At 44.3% G+C, this 18400-nt stretch carries 14 protein-coding genes and 5 tRNA genes; 14 read left to right on the forward strand and 5 right to left on the reverse strand.

Going from position 1 to position 18400, the window contains the following annotated elements:
- Positions 1-11: 11 nt before the first annotated feature.
- The gene (locus tag LDO37_RS22380; protein WP_126607303.1) at positions 12-1280 is read right to left on the reverse strand and encodes an outer membrane protein transport protein; all 1269 of its coding nucleotides are present in this window, start codon (positions 1278-1280) and stop codon (positions 12-14) included.
- A 504-nt stretch (positions 1281-1784) separates the two neighbouring features.
- Between LDO37_RS22380 and LDO37_RS22385 the strand changes: the two genes are divergently transcribed.
- A complete protein-coding gene (locus LDO37_RS22385) occupies positions 1785-2996 on the forward strand; it encodes a glycerophosphodiester phosphodiesterase family protein (protein WP_126607304.1) in 1212 nt (403 codons plus the stop codon).
- 167 nt (positions 2997-3163) lie between these two features.
- On the opposite strand, the gene ltaE is transcribed toward LDO37_RS22385, so the two are convergent.
- A complete protein-coding gene (ltaE, locus tag LDO37_RS22390; RefSeq protein WP_126607305.1) occupies positions 3164-4183 on the reverse strand; it encodes a low-specificity L-threonine aldolase in 1020 nt (339 codons plus the stop codon).
- Between the two features lie 5 nt (positions 4184-4188).
- A complete protein-coding gene (locus LDO37_RS22395; protein WP_126607306.1) occupies positions 4189-4710 on the reverse strand; it encodes an NUDIX hydrolase in 522 nt (173 codons plus the stop codon).
- Between the two features lie 268 nt (positions 4711-4978).
- On the opposite strand from LDO37_RS22395, the gene LDO37_RS22400 reads away from it, so the two are divergent.
- From LDO37_RS22400 to LDO37_RS22420, 5 genes are all read left to right on the forward strand, one after another.
- Positions 4979-6637, forward strand: a complete 1659-nt coding sequence (locus LDO37_RS22400) for an ATPase RavA domain-containing protein (protein ID WP_126607307.1) — start codon at positions 4979-4981, stop codon at positions 6635-6637.
- 14 nt (positions 6638-6651) lie between these two features.
- Entirely contained in the window at positions 6652-8100 is a 1449-nt protein-coding gene (gene viaA, locus LDO37_RS22405) for an ATPase RavA stimulator ViaA (RefSeq protein WP_126607308.1), read from the forward strand.
- A 167-nt stretch (positions 8101-8267) separates the two neighbouring features.
- Positions 8268-8341, forward strand: a tRNA-Cys gene (locus LDO37_RS22410).
- Positions 8342-8425: 84 nt separating this feature from the next.
- Positions 8426-8512: transfer RNA gene (locus tag LDO37_RS22415), tRNA-Leu, on the forward strand.
- A 131-nt stretch (positions 8513-8643) separates the two neighbouring features.
- Positions 8644-8717 (forward strand) — tRNA-Cys (locus LDO37_RS22420).
- Positions 8718-8757: 40 nt separating this feature from the next.
- Here LDO37_RS22420 and LDO37_RS22425 read toward each other — a convergent pair.
- On the reverse strand, positions 8758-10158 hold the full coding sequence (locus LDO37_RS22425) for an alpha-amylase family protein (protein ID WP_224056083.1): 1401 nt from the start codon (positions 10156-10158) through the stop codon (positions 8758-8760).
- Between the two features lie 641 nt (positions 10159-10799).
- On the opposite strand from LDO37_RS22425, the gene nirB reads away from it, so the two are divergent.
- The 4 genes from nirB (at position 10800) to cobA (ending at position 15570) form a co-directional block, all read left to right on the forward strand.
- Positions 10800-13358: a nitrite reductase large subunit NirB gene (gene nirB / locus LDO37_RS22430; RefSeq protein ID WP_126609589.1), complete on the forward strand. Its 2559-nt coding sequence runs from the start codon at positions 10800-10802 to the stop codon at positions 13356-13358.
- Positions 13359-13360: 2 nt separating this feature from the next.
- Positions 13361-13702, forward strand: coding sequence for a nitrite reductase small subunit NirD (nirD, locus tag LDO37_RS22435; protein WP_224055891.1), 342 nt, complete (start codon positions 13361-13363; stop codon positions 13700-13702).
- A 160-nt stretch (positions 13703-13862) separates the two neighbouring features.
- Entirely contained in the window at positions 13863-14675 is an 813-nt protein-coding gene (locus LDO37_RS22440; RefSeq protein WP_126609590.1) for a formate/nitrite transporter family protein, read from the forward strand.
- Between the two features lie 79 nt (positions 14676-14754).
- Positions 14755-15570, forward strand: a complete 816-nt coding sequence (gene cobA / locus LDO37_RS22445) for a uroporphyrinogen-III C-methyltransferase (RefSeq protein ID WP_126609591.1) — start codon at positions 14755-14757, stop codon at positions 15568-15570.
- Here cobA and LDO37_RS22450 read toward each other — a convergent pair.
- A complete protein-coding gene (locus LDO37_RS22450) occupies positions 15567-16382 on the reverse strand; it encodes an aminotransferase class IV family protein (RefSeq protein ID WP_126609592.1) in 816 nt (271 codons plus the stop codon). The genes cobA and LDO37_RS22450 overlap by 4 nt on opposite strands.
- Before the next feature lie 80 nt (positions 16383-16462).
- Here LDO37_RS22450 and LDO37_RS22455 point away from each other — a divergent pair, with 80 nt between their 5' ends.
- From LDO37_RS22455 to LDO37_RS22470, 4 genes are all read left to right on the forward strand, one after another.
- On the forward strand, positions 16463-16822 hold the full coding sequence (locus LDO37_RS22455; RefSeq protein WP_126609593.1) for a MerR family transcriptional regulator: 360 nt from the start codon (positions 16463-16465) through the stop codon (positions 16820-16822).
- 207 nt (positions 16823-17029) lie between these two features.
- Positions 17030-17116, forward strand: a tRNA-Leu gene (locus tag LDO37_RS22460).
- A gap of 125 nt (positions 17117-17241) precedes the next feature.
- A tRNA-Cys gene (locus LDO37_RS22465) sits at positions 17242-17315 on the forward strand.
- A gap of 231 nt (positions 17316-17546) precedes the next feature.
- Complete coding sequence (locus LDO37_RS22470) at positions 17547-18350, forward strand: TPR end-of-group domain-containing protein (RefSeq protein ID WP_399482021.1); 804 nt, start codon at positions 17547-17549, stop codon at positions 18348-18350.
- Positions 18351-18400: the final 50 nt, after the last annotated feature.

Raw genomic sequence — 18400 nt, forward strand, 5'->3', positions numbered from 1 at the left:
AGCTTTTCGTATTAAAACTTATAATTGGCTTGCATGCCGACAATGACCAGATGCCCTTTCATTTCATAATTATGATTACTGGCAAATAAGCTGCTCTCAGTGAACTTTTCAGTAGAGCGATCCATGTAAGCAAGCCCAAAATCAAAAGACCAATCTGCCGAGTGTTGGTACTCCATGCCTGCGGTGTACCAAATAGCATCTTGATCTGGGATGCTTAACGTTGTGTCTCCAGCTTTTTTATCAAGCGCAAGTCCAGCACGAAGACGTACGGATGGATCTAATCGATAGGTGGTTCCTAACGCCCAGCGCCAGCTATCGTTATAGTTTTCTTGTTTTCTGAAGCACGTTCCGGAATTAACGGTACAACCGCTTCCAGATGCTTTGAATTCAGTATATTCGCTCCAGTTTGTCCATAGCGCGCTGTAATGAATAGCGAAAGTATCGTTTAAATCGTGGTAGCCAGAAAACTCCAGAGTTGCTGGTAGCGGTACGGCAGCGCTGCTGGATACGGTTCCACCGCCAGGAATCGCGACAACGCCCGGTGTATGGTCAGTAAAGTCGCCTTTTAACTTCGGGGTAGAACTCGCACGATAAGACAGACCAAAGCGTGTACTTTCGTCTAACTCAACAAGAGCACCAATATTCCACCCAAACGCGCCGCCATCACCCTCCCAACTAAGAAGCTTGTCTGTGCTTTGCTTACCAAAAGAAGATGCACCGCCTCCTAAATGGCGAGTCGCTTTACCCATAGCGTAGATGTAACTTATCCCAGCACCGACACTGAGCATGTCGTTGATTCGATATGATAGAGCAGGGTTGATGTTGACGGTCTTTACTGATGTATCGCCAGCAATATCTCCCGATTGAAACGTGTCTTTTAAGTCGGTACCTAAACCATAATTGGAATACAAACCAATACCGAACGCCCACTTATCATTGAGTGGCTGAACGTAGTAACTAGCGGGAATCACTTGCGAAGGAACAATATCACTAGAAGATTGCGCACTACTCGATCCAACAACGTCGATAGCCGCATCGAAATAGATCAATGAGCCCGAAAACTGAGCTTGTTCGAATAGTGCCATTGTAGCTGGGTTTCTCCCCATGGCGGTCGCATTGTCCCCAATGGTAGCTTCACCTGCATAGGCTCTGCCTAGACCGCTGACCGAATCGAATGCAATTTGATAACCTGCAGCGTTGGCAATGCCTGAACTCAGCACAGATACAATAAAGAGTGAAGCCTTCAAAGTTGAGGAATTCAGGGAATTTGTTTTAAACATATGACCTCCTTGTCATTTTATATAACCAAGTAACCTCGCCCTTTGGATCTCAACTTCTGCTCCACCACTCGTTAAAGAAGTTGGAAACGACGGACCATTTCCACAACGTTCTTCTTCTAGAACCGAATCAGAATATGAGGCTCTGCACCCTAAGTTTGAGGTTACTTGGGTATATGTATTTACATCCATATAAGCATTCAATCACTAAGTGGGTGAACCCATTTGATTCAGTGTTGATAGGGTAATAGTACGTTTTACTTCCGCTGATATTTTGTCCTGACGCGCCAAATTACTGTCTGAGCAGGGCACAGCAACGATGGGAATGTAGAAAGTATTTATAGAAATGGAACCTAAGGAGTCTTGCGAGGTAGCTTCTATAGTGAGAGTTCTATACTGAGGATTTTATCACCTACATAAAAGTGCCATAAGTTATTCACTCGTTTGTCATTTCAGGTAATTACCGTGTCTTCTTCAAAACAAAAAATAGCTGACAGGAGTCACTAAATGAAGAGTTTACTTAAGGCGATTACAGCAGTGGTATTGCTTGGTTCGTCGGTTAATGCCATTGCACACGAAACAGTACAACTTGGACCTCGCCCTTTCTATTTAATAGAGGACATGGACAACGGATCACTTAAACGTAAGTTACAGAACTGCAGTTCCGGTTCTTTTTATCGCAGTGATTTCTCCATTGGTCACCGCGGAGCACCAATGCAGTTTCCAGAACACACCAAAGAATCTTATCTTGCCGCGATTCAAATGGGCGCAGGCATACTTGAATGCGATGTTACCTTCACCAAAGATAAAGAGCTGGTATGTCGTCATTCGCAAAGCGATTTGCACACCACTACCGATGTATTAGCGCACTCAGATCTCGCGGCAAAATGCACCGTACCATTCCAACCTGCTAACCCAACAACGGGTGAAAAAGCGAAAGCGGAATGCCGTACTTCAGACTTCACGTTATCGGAATTCAAGCGTCTAAAAGGCAAAATGGATGGCACGAACGCTATGGCGCCAACTGTAGAAGAGTACATGAATGGTACAGCCGGCTGGAGAACGGATTTGTATTCCAGTAAGGGCACATTGCTGACACATGCAGAAAGTATCGCGCTGTTTAAAAAGCATGGGGTAAAAATGACGCCTGAACTAAAAGCACCTGCGGTTGAAATGCCGTTCAATGGCTTTACTCAGGAAATGTACGCAGAGAAGTTGGTGAGTGAGTATCGCTCTGCGAACGTACCCGCAAGCGATGTGTTTGCTCAATCATTTAATCTTGAAGATGTGAAATACTGGATTCAGAACAACTCAGAGTTTGGTAAGCAGGCGGTGTATTTGGATGATCGTGTCTACAACGACGAAAATTTCAAACCAACACTGCAGGGAATGAAAGATCTGGTGGATTCGGGCGTGAAAATTATTGCCCCGCCAATGTACGCGTTAGTGACATTAGATGCGTCTGGCAAAATTGTTCCGTCTGAATATACCAAATTGGCTAAGAAAGCGGGTTTGGACATCATTACTTGGACACTTGAACGCTCAGGACCATTAGGAAATGGTGGCGGTTGGTACTACCAATCCATTAAAGACGCGACCAACAATGATGGCGACACCATGGTTTTACTGGATGTATTGGCGAAAGAGGTGGGTGTACTGGGCGTGTTCTCAGACTGGCCAGCAACCACGACTTACTATGCGAACTGCATGAACATGTGACTCGTTGCCATTAATAGGCTAACCGACCCTAGAAGATGAGGTTCATGCTGAAAGGTAGCTTGAATAAAGTAGCTTGAATATAAAAAGGGAAGAGTAACCTCTTCCCTTTTTTCGTTTTTCGCCAAAAAGAAATGGTAGCAAAAACGGCAATCGAAACGCCAAATTACTTAAACTTGCGGTGCTGCGACCAAATCAGAAATGTGTTTTGTCAGTATTTCAATATCTTGCGAAGACACATCTTTGTGAGTCACAAATCGAACAGGGTTACCGGGGCTTATTGTAATACCATGTGCTTTAAGTTTTTCCGCAATACCAACAATATCCACCTGCTCATCCAGCTTTGCAAACACGATATTGGTTTGTACCAATTCTGGCTTTACATGAAACCCTGGGATATCGGCTAAATTTAATGCCAACTGTTTCGCATGCTTATGATCCAACTTGAGCTGTTTTACTTGCTCTGTCATGGCAAGCTTCCCGGCAGCTGCAAGCATACCCACTTGTCGCATTGCACCGCCAAGCATTTTGCGGATACGACGTGCTCTGTTGATCAACTCTTTGTCGCCGAGAAGAAGAGAACCAATAGGGGCAGACAAACCTTTAGATAAACAAATGGTCATTGAATCGAAATGTTTGGCTATCTCTTTAATGTCCACATTCAATGCAACAGCAGCATTGTAAACTCGCGCGCCATCGAGATGGAGTTGTAAGCCATGTTGCCGTGTAAAAGCGCGAGCCTCTTCTAAATAGCTTAGTGGCAGTACTTTTCCGTTAATGGTGTTTTCTAAGCTCATCAGTTTCGTTTGAGCAAAGTGAAAATCATCCGGCTTGATTACTGCTGCTGCTTTTTTAAGGCAAATGGTGCCGTCAGGTTGATTTTCGATAGGCTGAGGTTGGATGGACCCTAATACGGCAGCGCCTCCGCCTTCGTATTTATAGTTATGCGCTTGCTGACCGCAAATGTATTCGTCTCCACGGCCGCAATGACTCATTAAAGCAAGTAGGTTGGCTTGTGTACCGGAACTCGTAAATATTGCAGCTTCAAAACCGTGTCTTTGCGCTGCCCATTGCTCCAATTCATTGACTGTTGGGTCATCCCCATAAACATCGTCGCCCAGTAAGGCTTCCGACATGGCTTTTTTCATATTTGGAGTAGGTAATGTTACGGTGTCAGAACGAAAATCCATTGTCTTTAATCCTTCAAATATCCACACAGTTTGGCTTTGTAAATGCAGGCGATGGTTTTGGCATCGGTGAGTTCACCTTGTCGAATAGCGGCTTCGATTTCACTCATGGAAAAAGGGAGAAGCTCAATAATTTCATCTTCATCGCAGGTCAGACGGTTGGTCTGTTCAAGTTGTTTCGCAACGAATAAGTGCTGGATTTCATCACAGAAACCAGCGAGAGGCGTCACTTGTCCTAAAGAATGCCATTCAGATGCGCTGTAACCCGTTTCTTCTTCAAGCTCTCTTCGGGCACAGGTTTTAGGGGATTCGTTGAGTTCCTTAGTACCAGCGGGAACCTCAAGCAACCATTTTTTTAAAGAAGGACGATATTGCCTAATCAGTAAGATTCGGTTGTCCGAAAAAATGGGCAGTATAACGGCAGCACCGGGGTGCACTATGGTGGTGTGAGTAATGTCGTTTCCATTTGGAAGTTGAACATCCTCTTCGCAAAGCTCTATATTTTTCCAACTGTGGATCGTGCGGGACATAGCTTTTCCATCGCTTTTTTATTGATACTGCCTGCCTGTTCCTTGTTTTGTAAAGCTCCAATAGTGAAAAAGTACAACATTTGACGTACCTATAACTATTCTTGATTAAAACCTCATTTACGTAATCAAAGATTTCCTTCCCATGGTTTTTCAGTAGATCTGCTATAAGAGTCTAATAAAACAAGATATTACTTGTAACAAAGTAATAACAAATGTATAAAAATGCTAATATGTTTATAACCATGTTGCCTAATACCGAGGTGCCTAAATGTTAGGTTCAAATCATCCCAGCCATGCTCAAAAGGCACTACTTTCAGAACGAATCAATAAACTGGTTCATGCACTTTCCGATGGGGTTTACGAAAGAGAACACACCATTAAGCTCTGTTTACTCGCTGCACTGTCTGGCGAAAGTGTTTTCCTACTCGGTCCTCCTGGAATCGCAAAAAGCCTTATCGCCAAACGCCTTATTCAAGCGTTTGATAACAGTTCCTACTTTGAATACCTGATGACACGTTTTTCCACACCTGAAGAGGTGTTCGGCCCCCTTAGCATTCAGGAATTGAAAGATAACGGAAAATACGTTCGCTTAACCAAAGGTTATTTGCCTACGGCGCAAGTCGTTTTCTTAGATGAAATTTGGAAGGCAGGACCGGCGATATTGAATACTTTGCTAACGGTAGTGAACGAAAAAACCTTCAAGAATGGTAACGAAATCGAAAAAGTGCCGATGAGGCTACTGGTTTCTGCTTCGAACGAATTGCCAGATGAAGACAGTGGATTAGAGGCGCTCTACGACCGGATGTTGGTTCGCGTGTTCGTTAACCGAATTCAAGACAAACAAAACTTCCGTTCCATGTTAACCGTAGGGACAGCGCAAGAAGCGCAGGTGCCAGAAGGTCTTGCCATTACTAACGATGAATATCATTTGTGGCTAGAAGAGCTTGATAAGCTCTCATTATCCGAATCGTGCTTTGAAAAACTCTACCAATTGAAGTCGATGCTTGAACAGCGTGTCGATGAAGCGGTCGATATTTCTGAAACCGACATGTATGTGTCGGACAGGCGTTGGAAAAAAGCGGTTAAATTATTGAAAGCCAGCGCGTACTTCAATGGGCGCGACACCATTAACCCACTGGATCTTTTATTACTTCAAGATTGTTTGTGGAACAGCCCAGATTCACGAGATATCGTTGAAGAGGTTGTTCGTGAGTTCGCCATTCATTCTGCGTTTGATCAAGGCGTTATTAGCCAGCAGATTGAAACGTGCAAAGAAGAGCTGGACGACATTCAAGAAGAGCTTGAAAGCCAGTATGCGATGCACCTTTCAATGGACAGCACCGGCAAGTTGTTGAAAAAAGAAATCCACCATTTTGATACGAGCAATGCCAAGCGTTACCAAGTCGGTCGCGACTCTGGGCTCGTCAAATTGGCTCTCCTGCAAAGTAACATGTCTGTTTGGGAGGGAGAAAAAGGGAACACGCGTTGGGTTTACCTTTCTATGACAGAGTTAGAGCGTGTCATCAAAGAAGGGGGCGGTGATGCCTATGGTTACGTAAACCAAAATACCAACCTCGGACGGCTTAAGTTTGGTTTAGATGCCGATGAGCAACTCGTAGTTAAAGACATTGCCAATCGTTCGGTACTGGTGACTTTAGTGACGAAAGACGGGCTAGATAACAGCGTATTCGAAGAGTGGAGCGCGAAAGCCAGCCACGCCTTGGAGCAACTTACACACGCCGAACATCACCTGCTTCAAGTTAAATCTGATTTCCACGGCGCGTTACCGCACAGTTTTATCGACCCTGAATTACCTACTCAAATGGAAGCCAGCATCCAATCTATTAGTCAGCGTTTAGAATCAACGAAAGCACAGTGTGAGAAAAGTGCATTTCGGATTAAACACCTGAATGAGTATTTCGAGTAGGTGAGGGGTGAATCATGTTAGGAGCAGATAGCTTAAACCTCGCATTGATGATCGCAGAATCCGGTTTAATCGATACTGCGGTCAACGATCTGATGGCTCGATCTCAGGTAATGATGGTGGTCGATAATAACCGAGGTGTAAAAACCTCCATGAAAAACCACCTATTGAAATGGCGAGGTAAAGTTAAAAAGAAAATGACGAAGGTGTGTGAAACAGAGCACTTTCGCAATGAACTTGCCCTCTATCAAGAAGTCATTCATTGGACGGAGGATGAGTTCTTCCTAAAGATTAACGATGTGTTAAAACGCCTAGAGTGGCACTCGGCGTTTTATTTGCCCGCTAGGCGCCTACTCGAAAAGAATAAAGGGGTGAATAACCCTATGTTCCCTCATTACTTTTGCGATCAGTGGTACAAAAGCTTAAGTGAAGCGCTGCAGCAGGCGCAAGTAACCGAGCTGGAAGCTGATAAAGAAAAGCTACTGACTGACCTATATCAGCGCATAGAAACCATGAAAAATATGGATAAAGTGTCTGAATCCGGTGATGAAGGGCAAATCGGCAAGCTATGGGATATGGCGTCTGCCAAACTGTCGAAGTCCGACATTTCAACCATGAAGCACCACGCTGAATTTTTGAAGAAAAACGGTACGCTACAAGAAATTGCAGAGCAACTTGGTCGAATGGCCAGTGAAGTGTCTGATCCCGATTTGAATAAAGCGCCAAATGAAGAGTTGAAAGTTGTAGAAGAGAAAAGCGACGAAGCAACGGACGATATCGTCGGGATCCACGAAAGTGACGATTTAAATAAGCTATTACCCAATGAAACGATGTTTCTGGCTTACCCTGAATTGGAAGTGATTTTCTATAAGCATTTGATCGACAAGCGGCTATTGAACTACAAAACACAGGGTAAATCTCGCAAACTCCGTAAAGTCAGAGCAAAAACACCAGACAACGCTCAGGTAGAGATAGAAAAAGGCCCGTTTATTATTTGTGTCGACGCTTCTGGGTCAATGAGCGGATTTCCTGAACAATGCGCAAAAGCGATGGCGTATGCCCTAATGCAAATAGCGCTAGCAGAGGGGAGAGAGTGCTATGTGATCATCTTCTCTACTGAGCAAATCACCTACGAGTTAACCAGACAAGATGGCTTGCGTGAAGCTAGTGATTTTCTTTCTTACACGTTCCATGGTGGTACGGATATTGATCCGGTCATCGAAAAATCCATCGATCTGATGTCTACCGATAAATACCGTAATGCGGATCTGGTGGTTATTTCCGATTTCATCGCTCCTAAGCAACCAGAGCACATTTTAGAAAAAGTAAATCAGTTAAAAGAAAAATCAAATCGCTTCCATGCCATTAGCTTATCTAAATATGGCAACCCACAGTTGATGTCGATGTTCGATCATTGCTGGTCTTATCACCCCAATTTAGTGGGGCGAATGTTTAAGAAGTGGTAATAGGTCGCGTCTTTGCGATTTTTGGGCAAATAGAGATCAAACCCTCATCGCTTTGCTTTATTAATCAGCAACCGAATGAAAAACATCAATTTTTGTTTGACTCCTGATGATGAATCCGTAAAGTGTGCATCGAACGCAACGGAGCCGACGGCTTCAGCGATTCAATTGGCGCCTTGGCAGAGTGGCTATGCAGCGGATTGCAAATCCGTGGACCTCGGTTCGACTCCGGGAGGCGCCTCCATTCAAATTGAAAGATATGGTAAACATTACGATGTCTTGATGGTGTCTTAACTCTTCAGTTAGCAGCATCGCAACAAGTTTGCGTGCCCTGGTGGTGGAATTGGTAGACACAAGGGATTTAAAATCCCTCGGCGTTCGCGCTGTGCCGGTTCAAGTCCGGCCCGGGGCACCATCATTTAATTTTGATAGCAAAATGGTATTGAGATTCAACATCTCACTCTCGCGCTGACCGACCGAAATGTCGGACCATCAAGTTCAGCCCGGGCACCATCATTCAAAAAACCTCATAAAAAAATAGAAAATGGCGCCTTGGCAGAGTGGCTATGCAGCGGATTGCAAATCCGTGGACCTCGGTTCGACTCCGGGAGGCGCCTCCATTATTTGTTCTTCTGTTCCTATCTACGTTACTACCCCGATCTAAAGCTTATACATTCTCGCACTGCGAGCAGGCAGCTCAAATGTGTGGTAACGGGAATCTACCGTCGTTTGAGCACCCGATAACGTATCGGTATAGGGCATGTACCAATTAAATTCATGCTGGTATGTATCGACAGTCACATTACGAGACTCGCCACATTTATTAATGCCAACCACACCCACTTTTCCACGTTTAAACAGTAACGAGCACGCATCGCTATGCAGCATGGTCATTGGTTGTCCTTGCATTACGTTATGAAAACGCAGCATGTTCTTCATGGTGTTATCGTTCCACACGTTCGCCCAACGACCATTGTCTCTGTCCTCATGGTCAGGTAATTCATCACTGTAGATAAGTGGTGTTCCACCGTCTCTTCCTAATACGTAGGCATACGCGAGTTCTTCATCCTTCGGATCCATTATTTGATGGCGAAATCCGTCGTTGTTCGGAATATCGTGAGTAACGGTAAAGGTGATGGCTCGTGTCCCTTCCAACGCTTGTCCATATGCGAGCGGATCGTGCAGCAAGTTCATGCTGCCGTTAAACGAAAACGCTCTGCGTATCGAAGCAAATAGGGGGAAATCATATGCCGAGTGATTGGTATCGTTCAGGTAGGGTGCTAAAAAGCCATCGTAACCCGCATTTCCTCTGCCGCCATCGGTTATGACTTCGCCGAAAATGTGCATATCTGCCGTAATTTCAGGGGTGAATATTTGGTTTATGTGGAGTGGGCTCATGTGCTTAACGGCATCAACCCTAAAGCCTTTGATCCCCATATTTTTCAAAGCTTGTAAGTACTGGCGCTGTTGATTCACAACCCAGTGATTAGGTGTCAAATCGGGTAAGCCTGTGTCACCATTCCCACCACACAATCGCCAGTACTGAACGTGACCTGGGTTATTCCAATCGGTGATACACCCAGCTGGGTGAAAGTCGGAGGAGGAGTACTGGTTATCGCTTATATCGCCAAACAAGGTTTGGTTTTGATAGTAGGCGGCTCGTGATGCATAGTCTTGCAAAACGTCACTACCGGGATAGTTCAGCCCATCGATCTTTAATGACTCGTTCGCCATGTGGTTCATAACAACATCGGCGTAAACCGCCACCTGATGACGGTTAAGAGCGTCAATCATTGCTTGAAGGTCTTGTTTGTTTCCAATAGGTGAGTCAATTACTCGAAAATCAAGAGGTTGGTAGCGAGCCCACCACTGATCTCCACGCGATTTCATAGCCGGAGAGATTAAAACCTTCTTATAACCCGCTTGTGCAATTTGTTCTGCCTTTGCGGTTACATCGGAGTATTTCCAGTTAAACGCATGGAGAATAGCTTCTGCGGAAGCGAATTGAGGTACGGCGAGGCTAGCCAAAGCCGCGATGGTCATTTTCGTTATTTTTTGCATAGGGTAGGTCTTTTATTGTTGGTGAATGCAAAAAGTTATATTTATAAATGTATAAGTAAAGATGGCTGAGATTTATACCTGAAAGATCATCAACATCTGTATGGGTAAAAAGTCCCAAATTGTGTGCTTGTTAGAATTTTGCTTAGGCATTAGGGAGAGATAAAATCAACACATTTGCGACGTTGTCACTTAATGTATTCGCAAAGGTTGTATAGGAACTTAAGTTACTCGACTCTTCAGTTTTTCGCGCTTTTAGCGTACATGAGTTGAACCATCACAATTGGAGGTTTTCCGAGACGCTCAAATTGGCTCGAATGGGTCTGCGCATTCGAAAAATGAACAACAAACCTTAGTAAATAGTCTTGCATAATTACACTAATAGTCAGTTTGTTAGTTGATATATACGTAAATTAGTTAATTAAATGAAATATTGTTACATATTGATGATTGGTTAAATGTTGGTCTTAACACATTGTTGTTAAAGGTTTGATAGTGATATTGCAATTAGATTGATGGATCTTTATCCGTTTGATCTACCACTTTAGGGTAGTTTGAAATCGTAATTGATTTACATCATGTCTTCATATTCGTTCACAATTAAGAATAAGCTCAGTTAAGAATAAAAACCGTCAGGAAGTCTTATGAGCAAGTTGAAGCTAGTCGTAATAGGGAATGGCATGGTCGGCCATCGCTATATCGAAGATTTAGTCGACAAAACGGACGTGTCTGAATTAGACATTACTGTGTTTTGTGAAGAACCCCGCGTCGCTTACGACCGAGTCCACTTATCGTCTTATTTCTCTCACCATACTGCGGACGAGCTTTCGCTGGTTAAAGAAGGCTTCTACGAAAAACACGGCATTAACATGCTGATCGGTGAGCGAGCTATCAACGTTAACCGTGAAAAACAAATGGTGTATTCAAGTACCGGTCGCGAAATCCAATACGACAAGTTGGTTCTTGCTACTGGTTCTTTTCCGTTTGTTCCACCGATTAAAGGTAACGAAAGTAAAGATTGCTTTGTTTACCGCACCATTGAAGATCTAAAAGAAATCGAAGCTTGTGCTAAGAAAAGCAAAAGTGGTGTGGTCATCGGTGGGGGTTTACTTGGCTTAGAAGCGGCAGGCGCACTAAAAGCTCTAGGCGTTGAAACCCATGTTGTGGAATTTGCCCCTGTTCTAATGGCGGAGCAACTTGATTTACAAGGCGGATTGCAACTGCGTAACAAAATCGAACGGATGGGCGTTCGAGTGCATACCAGTAAAAATACCCAAGAAATTGCACCAGAAGGCGTCGATGCTCGCAACGTAATGCGTTTTGCCGACGACACTGAATTAGAAACCGATTTTATTGTGTTCTCTGCAGGTATCCGACCGCAAGACAAACTTGCCCGTCAAATGGGATTAGGCGTAGCGCCTCGTGGTGGTATTGAAATTAATGACCACTGCCAAACAACCGACCAAAACATTTACGCAATAGGCGAATGTGCTTCTTGGAATCAGACTTTCTACGGTTTAGTGGCTCCGGGTTACAAAATGGCGACGGTCGCTGTCGATCACTTGTTGGGTAACGAAAGCCAGTTTGAAGGTGCCGATATGAGCGCCAAGCTTAAACTGCTGGGTGTGAAAGTGGGCTCTATTGGCGATGCCAACGGTCGCACTCCGGGTTCAAAAAGCTACGTTTACCAAAACGAAGAAGACGAAGTATACAAGCGCATTACCGTTTCAGAAGACGGCAAAAAGCTGCTAGGTGCTGTGCTCGTTGGCGACACGTCTGACTACGGCGATTTACTTCAGCTGAAACTGAATGAAATTGACTTACCTGAACACCCAGATACATTAATTCTTCCTGCTCATGCAGGGGCAGAAAAACCTTCTTTAGGCGCGGACTCATTGCCTGAAACGGCGGTTATCTGTTCTTGTTTCGATGTGACCAAAGGCAAAATTGCCACAGCAGTTGCAGAAGGGCATCACACTCTGGCAGACATCAAAGCCGTTACGGGCGCTGGAACAGGGTGTGGGGGGTGTATTCCGCTGGTTACTTCCGTTCTAAACGCGGAACTGGCGAAATCTGGCATTGAAGTGAAAAGTGATATTTGTGAACACTTTGCTTATTCACGGCAAGAACTCTTCCACTTGATTCGCATTGAAGAAATTAAAACGTACGACGAATTACTAGAAAAACACGGCAAAGGGTACGGCTGTGAAGTGTGTAAACCTGCTGTAGGTTCTATCTTGGCATCATGCTGGGGCGAACACATTCTTAAACCGCAATTGGTCAAACTGCACGATACCAACGATAACTTCCTTGGAAACATCCAAAAGGACGGTACTTACTCGGTTATTCCTAGAATGGCGGGCGGTGAAGTCACACCAAAAGCATTAGCGGCGCTGGCTCAGGTAGGCGAAGAATACAACTTATACACCAAAGTGACGGGTGCACAGCGTATCGGTTTATTTGGTGCACAAAAAGACGATCTTCCAGAGATCTGGCGCAAGCTGATTAACGCCGGTTTTGAAACAGGTCAGGCGTATGCGAAAGCACTCCGCATGGCAAAAACGTGTGTGGGCTCGACATGGTGTCGCTATGGTGTACAGGATTCTGTTGGTTTAGGTTCGCGCATCGAAAATCGCTATAAAGGCATTCGTACTCCACACAAAATGAAGTTTGGTGTGTCAGGGTGTACCCGCGAATGTGCAGAAGCACAAGGGAAAGACTTGGGTATCATCGCGACTGATGTCGGTTGGAACATGTATGTGTGTGGTAATGGCGGTATGAAGCCAAGACACGCAGACCTACTCGCCATGGACTTAGATGAAGAGACGCTGATCCGTTACATCGACCGATTCATGATGTTCTACATTCGAACGTCTGCGCCGCTTCAGCGCACCTCTGTGTGGTTAGACAATCTAGAAGGTGGTGTGGATTACCTAAGAGAAGTCATTGTCGATGACAAGCTAGGTCTTAACGACCAGTTAGAAGCAGACATTGCCAAGTTGGTTTCGGAATTCCGTTGCGAATGGACGGATACGATTAATGACGAAAACCAACTTAAGCGTTTCTCTCATTTCATTAACTCCGATAAGCGAGATGACAACGTATTGTTTGTCCCAGAGCGTGAGCAACATCGCCCTGCAACGTTCACTGAAAAACATCCAGATGCGAAAGGCGACATCTTGCATGTGGAACTGGAGGGGTAATCATGACGAAAGGTAAAGCTCAAATGTTTGAACAAATTTGCGATATCAACGACATTGTACCCGGCACAGGCGTTTGTGCGTTAGTGAGCGGGCAGCAAGTGGCGGTTTTTCGCCCTACAGAAGAAGAGGCAGTATTTGCCATCAGCAATACCGACCCTTTCGCTCAATCCAATGTGTTGTCACGTGGTTTGATAGGGGAGCATAAAGGGGAATTATGGGTAGCAAGCCCTCTCAAGAAGCAACACTTCAACCTTGCGACAGGTGTTTGTATGGAAGATGAGCGTTTTAACGTGAAATCTTATCAAGCGCGAGTTAATAGTGGCATTGTTGAAATTTCCGCTTAAACTGCGTCGCGTTTCTAGAATCCAAACGGGATTCAAGCCTACAGAAATTTAATAGCAAAAAGGTTTCCCGTTCTCTAGCTAGGTAAGAGAGCGAGGAAGTGCGGGGAGCCTTTGTCTATTCAATTTTAATTTTTAACTTTCTTAGGGAATAAGGTCGAGTATGTCTTACGTAAAACCTGCTGAATTCGTTCAAACTATGATTGATGCTGGCGAAAGCAAAGTGTTCATGTCTACGCGTGATACGCTTATTCGCGGGATCATGGCTGGCGCTGTATTAGCGATTGCCGTTGCCGTTGCAATTACCGCTGCTGTACAAACGGGGATTCCAATTGTTGGTGCGTTAGTGTTTCCCGTCGGTTTTTGTATCTTAAACTTAATGGGTTTTGATTTGTTGACGGGCGTATTTGCTTTGGCACCGTTAGCATTATTCGAGAAACGTCCAGGTGTAACTAAAGCTGGCATACTGCGTAACTGGTTGCTTGTCGGTTTAGGTAACCTAATTGGCGCTTTGTCTGTTGCTTTCCTTGTCGCGCTTACCTTCACAATGAACTTCAGCATGGACCCAGGAGCAGTGGGGCAAGCGTTTATCAAAGCATCGACCTCTCGTACTCTTGGCTTTGCAGAACATGGCATGGATGGCTGGATCACCGTTTTTGTTAAAGGCATTCTGTGTAACTGGATGGTATCGCTAGGCGTTGTTGGGGCGATGGTTTCTAAATCCGTGAGCGGTAAAGTTCTGGCAATGTGGTTCCCAATTTTCATTTTCTTTGGCCTAGTATTCGAACACGCTGTAGTAAATATGTACCTATTCCCACTTGGCATGATGCTTGGTGCAGAGTTCACTATTGCGGATTGGTTAGTATGGAACCAAATTCCAGTGACCTTAGGTAACTTAGTCGGTGGTCTTCTTATCACAGGTATGAGCCTTTACGTGACTCACGCAAAAACACTTCCAGCTCGCAACGCTAAATAAACCATCATTGAGCTCCTTACGAGGAGCTCTTTTTCTTTTCTCTTTTTTACTTTTTCTGATGTCACCAATGGAGCTGCCTATGTCTTCTTCTCCAATTGCTATTGCTGAAAAAACGGTTATCGCTGAAAAAACAGCTGAGTTGTCTGATAAAAAACGTGTTTCTGCAGAAAACGGATTTGTTTCGTTGGTTGGCGCAGGTCCCGGCGATCCAGATTTACTCACAATGAAGGGGTATCGCGTTATTCAGCAAGCGGAAGTGGTTGTATATGATCGTTTGGTATCAAAAGAGATATTAGCGTTAGCAAATGAAAATGCAGAAATGATTTACGTAGGCAAAAAGCTGGATTACCACTGCGTGCCTCAGGATCAAATCAACCAAATCCTAGTGGATAAAGCGAATGAAGGAAAACGCGTGGTTCGCTTAAAAGGTGGCGACTCGTTCATTTTTGGTCGCGGTGGAGAAGAGCTAGAAACACTGGCAGAAAATAATGTTTCTTTTGAAGTAGTTCCAGGCATTACTGCCGCTGCAGGCGCAACCAGTTACGCGGGCATACCACTCACTCATCGAGACTACGCTCAGAGCGTTCAGTTTATTACGGGGCATATTCAAAAAAACGGTCAGGAAGTTCAGTGGGATTCACTCACCCAATCCAACAATACGTTGGTATTTTATATGGGCTTAAAGCAAAGCGGCAATATCGCGAACAATCTGATCACTCATGGGCTTTCAGAAGATACGTCGTGCGCTATCATTCAAAAAGGCACTACGAGAGATCAAAAAGTGTGGGTATGTTCATTAAAAGAACTCCCTAGCGTAGCAAAGCAAGCGGAAAGCCCATCGTTGATTGTTGTTGGGGAAGTCACCCAACTTCACCAAAAGCTAAAGTGGCGCTAACACGTTTCACTGGGCTCAGCGTTATACGCTTTTTGTAGAAGTGAAATGAGTGCTTCTGATTGACTGAACCTTTTGGTTTCAATCATGGAAACCGCGATACCTGAAGTCCAAGAGTTCATCACTGCGGCACCATCGAGCTGCTGTAAGCGTTCAAGCGTTATCGTTTCGCTACGTTGTGGAATTTTAAGCAGTTCGAGTTGCCTTTGAATCATCTGCATCATCGTCCCTTTTAACATGTCGGCTTGTGGCCAAATAACGGTTTCACCATCCCAAAAAACGAGATTCCAAATGGTCCCTTCACTCAAATGCCCATACTTGTTTATAAAAATGGCATCATCAAAACCACGCCGTGTCGCTTGGTGCAAATAATACGTTTTTGCTATTTCTCCCACATGTTTAATTTCAGCGAGCGGTCTTTCATAGCTCACCGTTGCCAATCGGAGTGGACCATTGGGACCGTTTGAAGGTGAACCCGTACGAATGAACACCTTAGGTAGAGCATCCATACTGTCTGTTGTAAATTCTCCTTCCACTGAATACACCGTGATGGTGAGTGATTGATCCGCAGGTCCATTCTCTATCGCCGTTCGAACGTAAGATCGTATAAGCCTATCTGGTACTGTTTTACCAAAAAGTTCGATTGAAGCCTTATGCAATCGATTCAAATGCAAGTCCAGTGCTTTAACCATTCTGTTACGGACTTGAAGTGCCGTAAAATGTGCAAAGCCAGAAAATGCCAACCTTGTTATTTCAGAACTTGGTACTGATTGCTCGTTCATTAGAGTTTGTTCAGTGATAATGTGTTTTGTCATGATGTAAGATCCTAATTGAACTAATGTTTTAGAGCGATTAGCATAAACCCTCACAGTACTGTGAGGGTCAAGGAGGAAATGTGAAGATTGGTGAATTATCCAAGCAAACAGGAGTAAGTATTCGGATGCTGCGTTATTACGAAGAACATGGATTGCTTAAACCTCATCGCACTCATGCTGGGTATCGTGACTTTGACTCGAAAGAAATCCGCACAATTGAAAGGATCAAACTTCTAAGCAGTGCCGGTATGAATTTGAATACCATTCTGCAATTTTTACCTTGTATCCGAGGTGATGAACCCGTTTTTGAACCTTGTGACGAACTTAGGTTATTGTTGCGAGAACAAATTCGAATTTCGGATAAGAAAGCTGCGGAGTTGGCTGAAAGCCAGAAAATACTGAAGAGTTTCCTGCATCAAATTGAAAATAGCTCTTTTTAATTGGTCTTTTAGGTTTATCTCTGTGCGACTTGGATAGAATCTGACCGAACAAACAGGAATTTCAAATTTACCGTTGACTGAAAACAGAATTACGATAAAGTACACCTCGTCTTCAGCGCTTAAGGTGCTGAAAAATAGAAACAGTTAAATCGTTTCTATGATGGTGTCTTACTTCTTCAGTAAACAGCATCGCAAGAATATTGCGTTGCCCTGGTGGTGGAATTGGTAGACACAAGGGATTTAAAATCCCTCGGCGTTCGCGCTGTGCCGGTTCAAGTCCGGCCCGGGGCACCATCAATATGATATTTTTAGTGAACTGTTATTGAGATTCATAGTCTCAGCGCTCGAACTGACCGGCCGAAATGTCGGACCATCAATTCCGGCCCGGGGCACCATCAATATATAAAAAAGCAAAAAATGGCGCCTTGGCAGAGTGGCTATGCAGCGGATTGCAAATCCGTGGACCTCGGTTCGACTCCGGGAGGCGCCTCCATTTCCTTGTTTTTCCTTACTTTGTAGCAATCCGCTAAAGAACCTTTCTCCTTAAAAAAATCAGACTCTATTGAATAACCGTTATTTTTGTAGCGTTAGCTCACATCATTAAACACACACGTTATTTCCATTCTTTGAATCAGTTACTGGTATTGCTAGAGTTAACTAAATACATATTTATTTTATCAATAGGCCAGCCATGCAAATGCGTTTTTTGCTCCTGCTTACTGTTATGTTGTCAGGCTTTGTCATTGCAGAAACTCCCCAGAAGTACTCCGAATCCGATCTGTTAGATAGGCCATTAATGGAGCGCTACATTTTGGATGAATTGAAAGCGCTAAGATCGGAACAGCAATCGCTAGAAAAGCGGCTTACTGTACAGTTTACCGAAAGAGAGTTGCAAGTAGCCGACAAGTCATTGAATTACGCAAATGTCACCGTAACCTATTTCTTCTACATCATTGCGGGTGTCGCTTCGCTTATTGCGTTGGTGGGCTGGCAATCACTCAGAGAATTTAAAAATAACACCAAAGAAATGGCGGATAAACGCTTGGACGATATCGCGCTGGAGTACGAGAAAAAATTCCTTGAACTTGAAAGAGACTTAAAACGCAAAACGCGCATTATTAGTCAGAATAACAAAGATATAGAAGTGATAAACGAGATCCACAACTTGTGGCTAAGAGCGCAAAGTATGCCGACGCCAGAGCAACGAATGGAGATCTACGACGAAATATTGCGTATTCGCCCCGGTGATTTAGAAGCAATGACATACAAAGCCGACGCAGCAATGGAAATTCGTGAATATCACTGGGCATTAAGCTTGTGTAATCGCGTTTTGGATCTCGACGAATTGAATGGTCCAGCCCTGTATCAGAGAGCCTGTGCGTATTCTCGTTTAGGTGCAGAAGAGCAAGCGATAGAAGACTTGGAAAAAGCCATCCAATCTAGCCCATCTGTTCGGGACCATATCTATGAAGAAAAAGATTTCGAACCTTTACGCGGTAACCCTCGATTCGATAACCTTATCTCGTGATCAGATTCTTCAATAGCTGCATCAATGAGTGTTTATGATGGGAAAATACG

The sequence above is a fragment of the Vibrio penaeicida genome, assembly GCF_019977755.1.
In the GTDB taxonomy this organism is placed as follows: Bacteria; Pseudomonadota; Gammaproteobacteria; order Enterobacterales; family Vibrionaceae; genus Vibrio; species Vibrio penaeicida.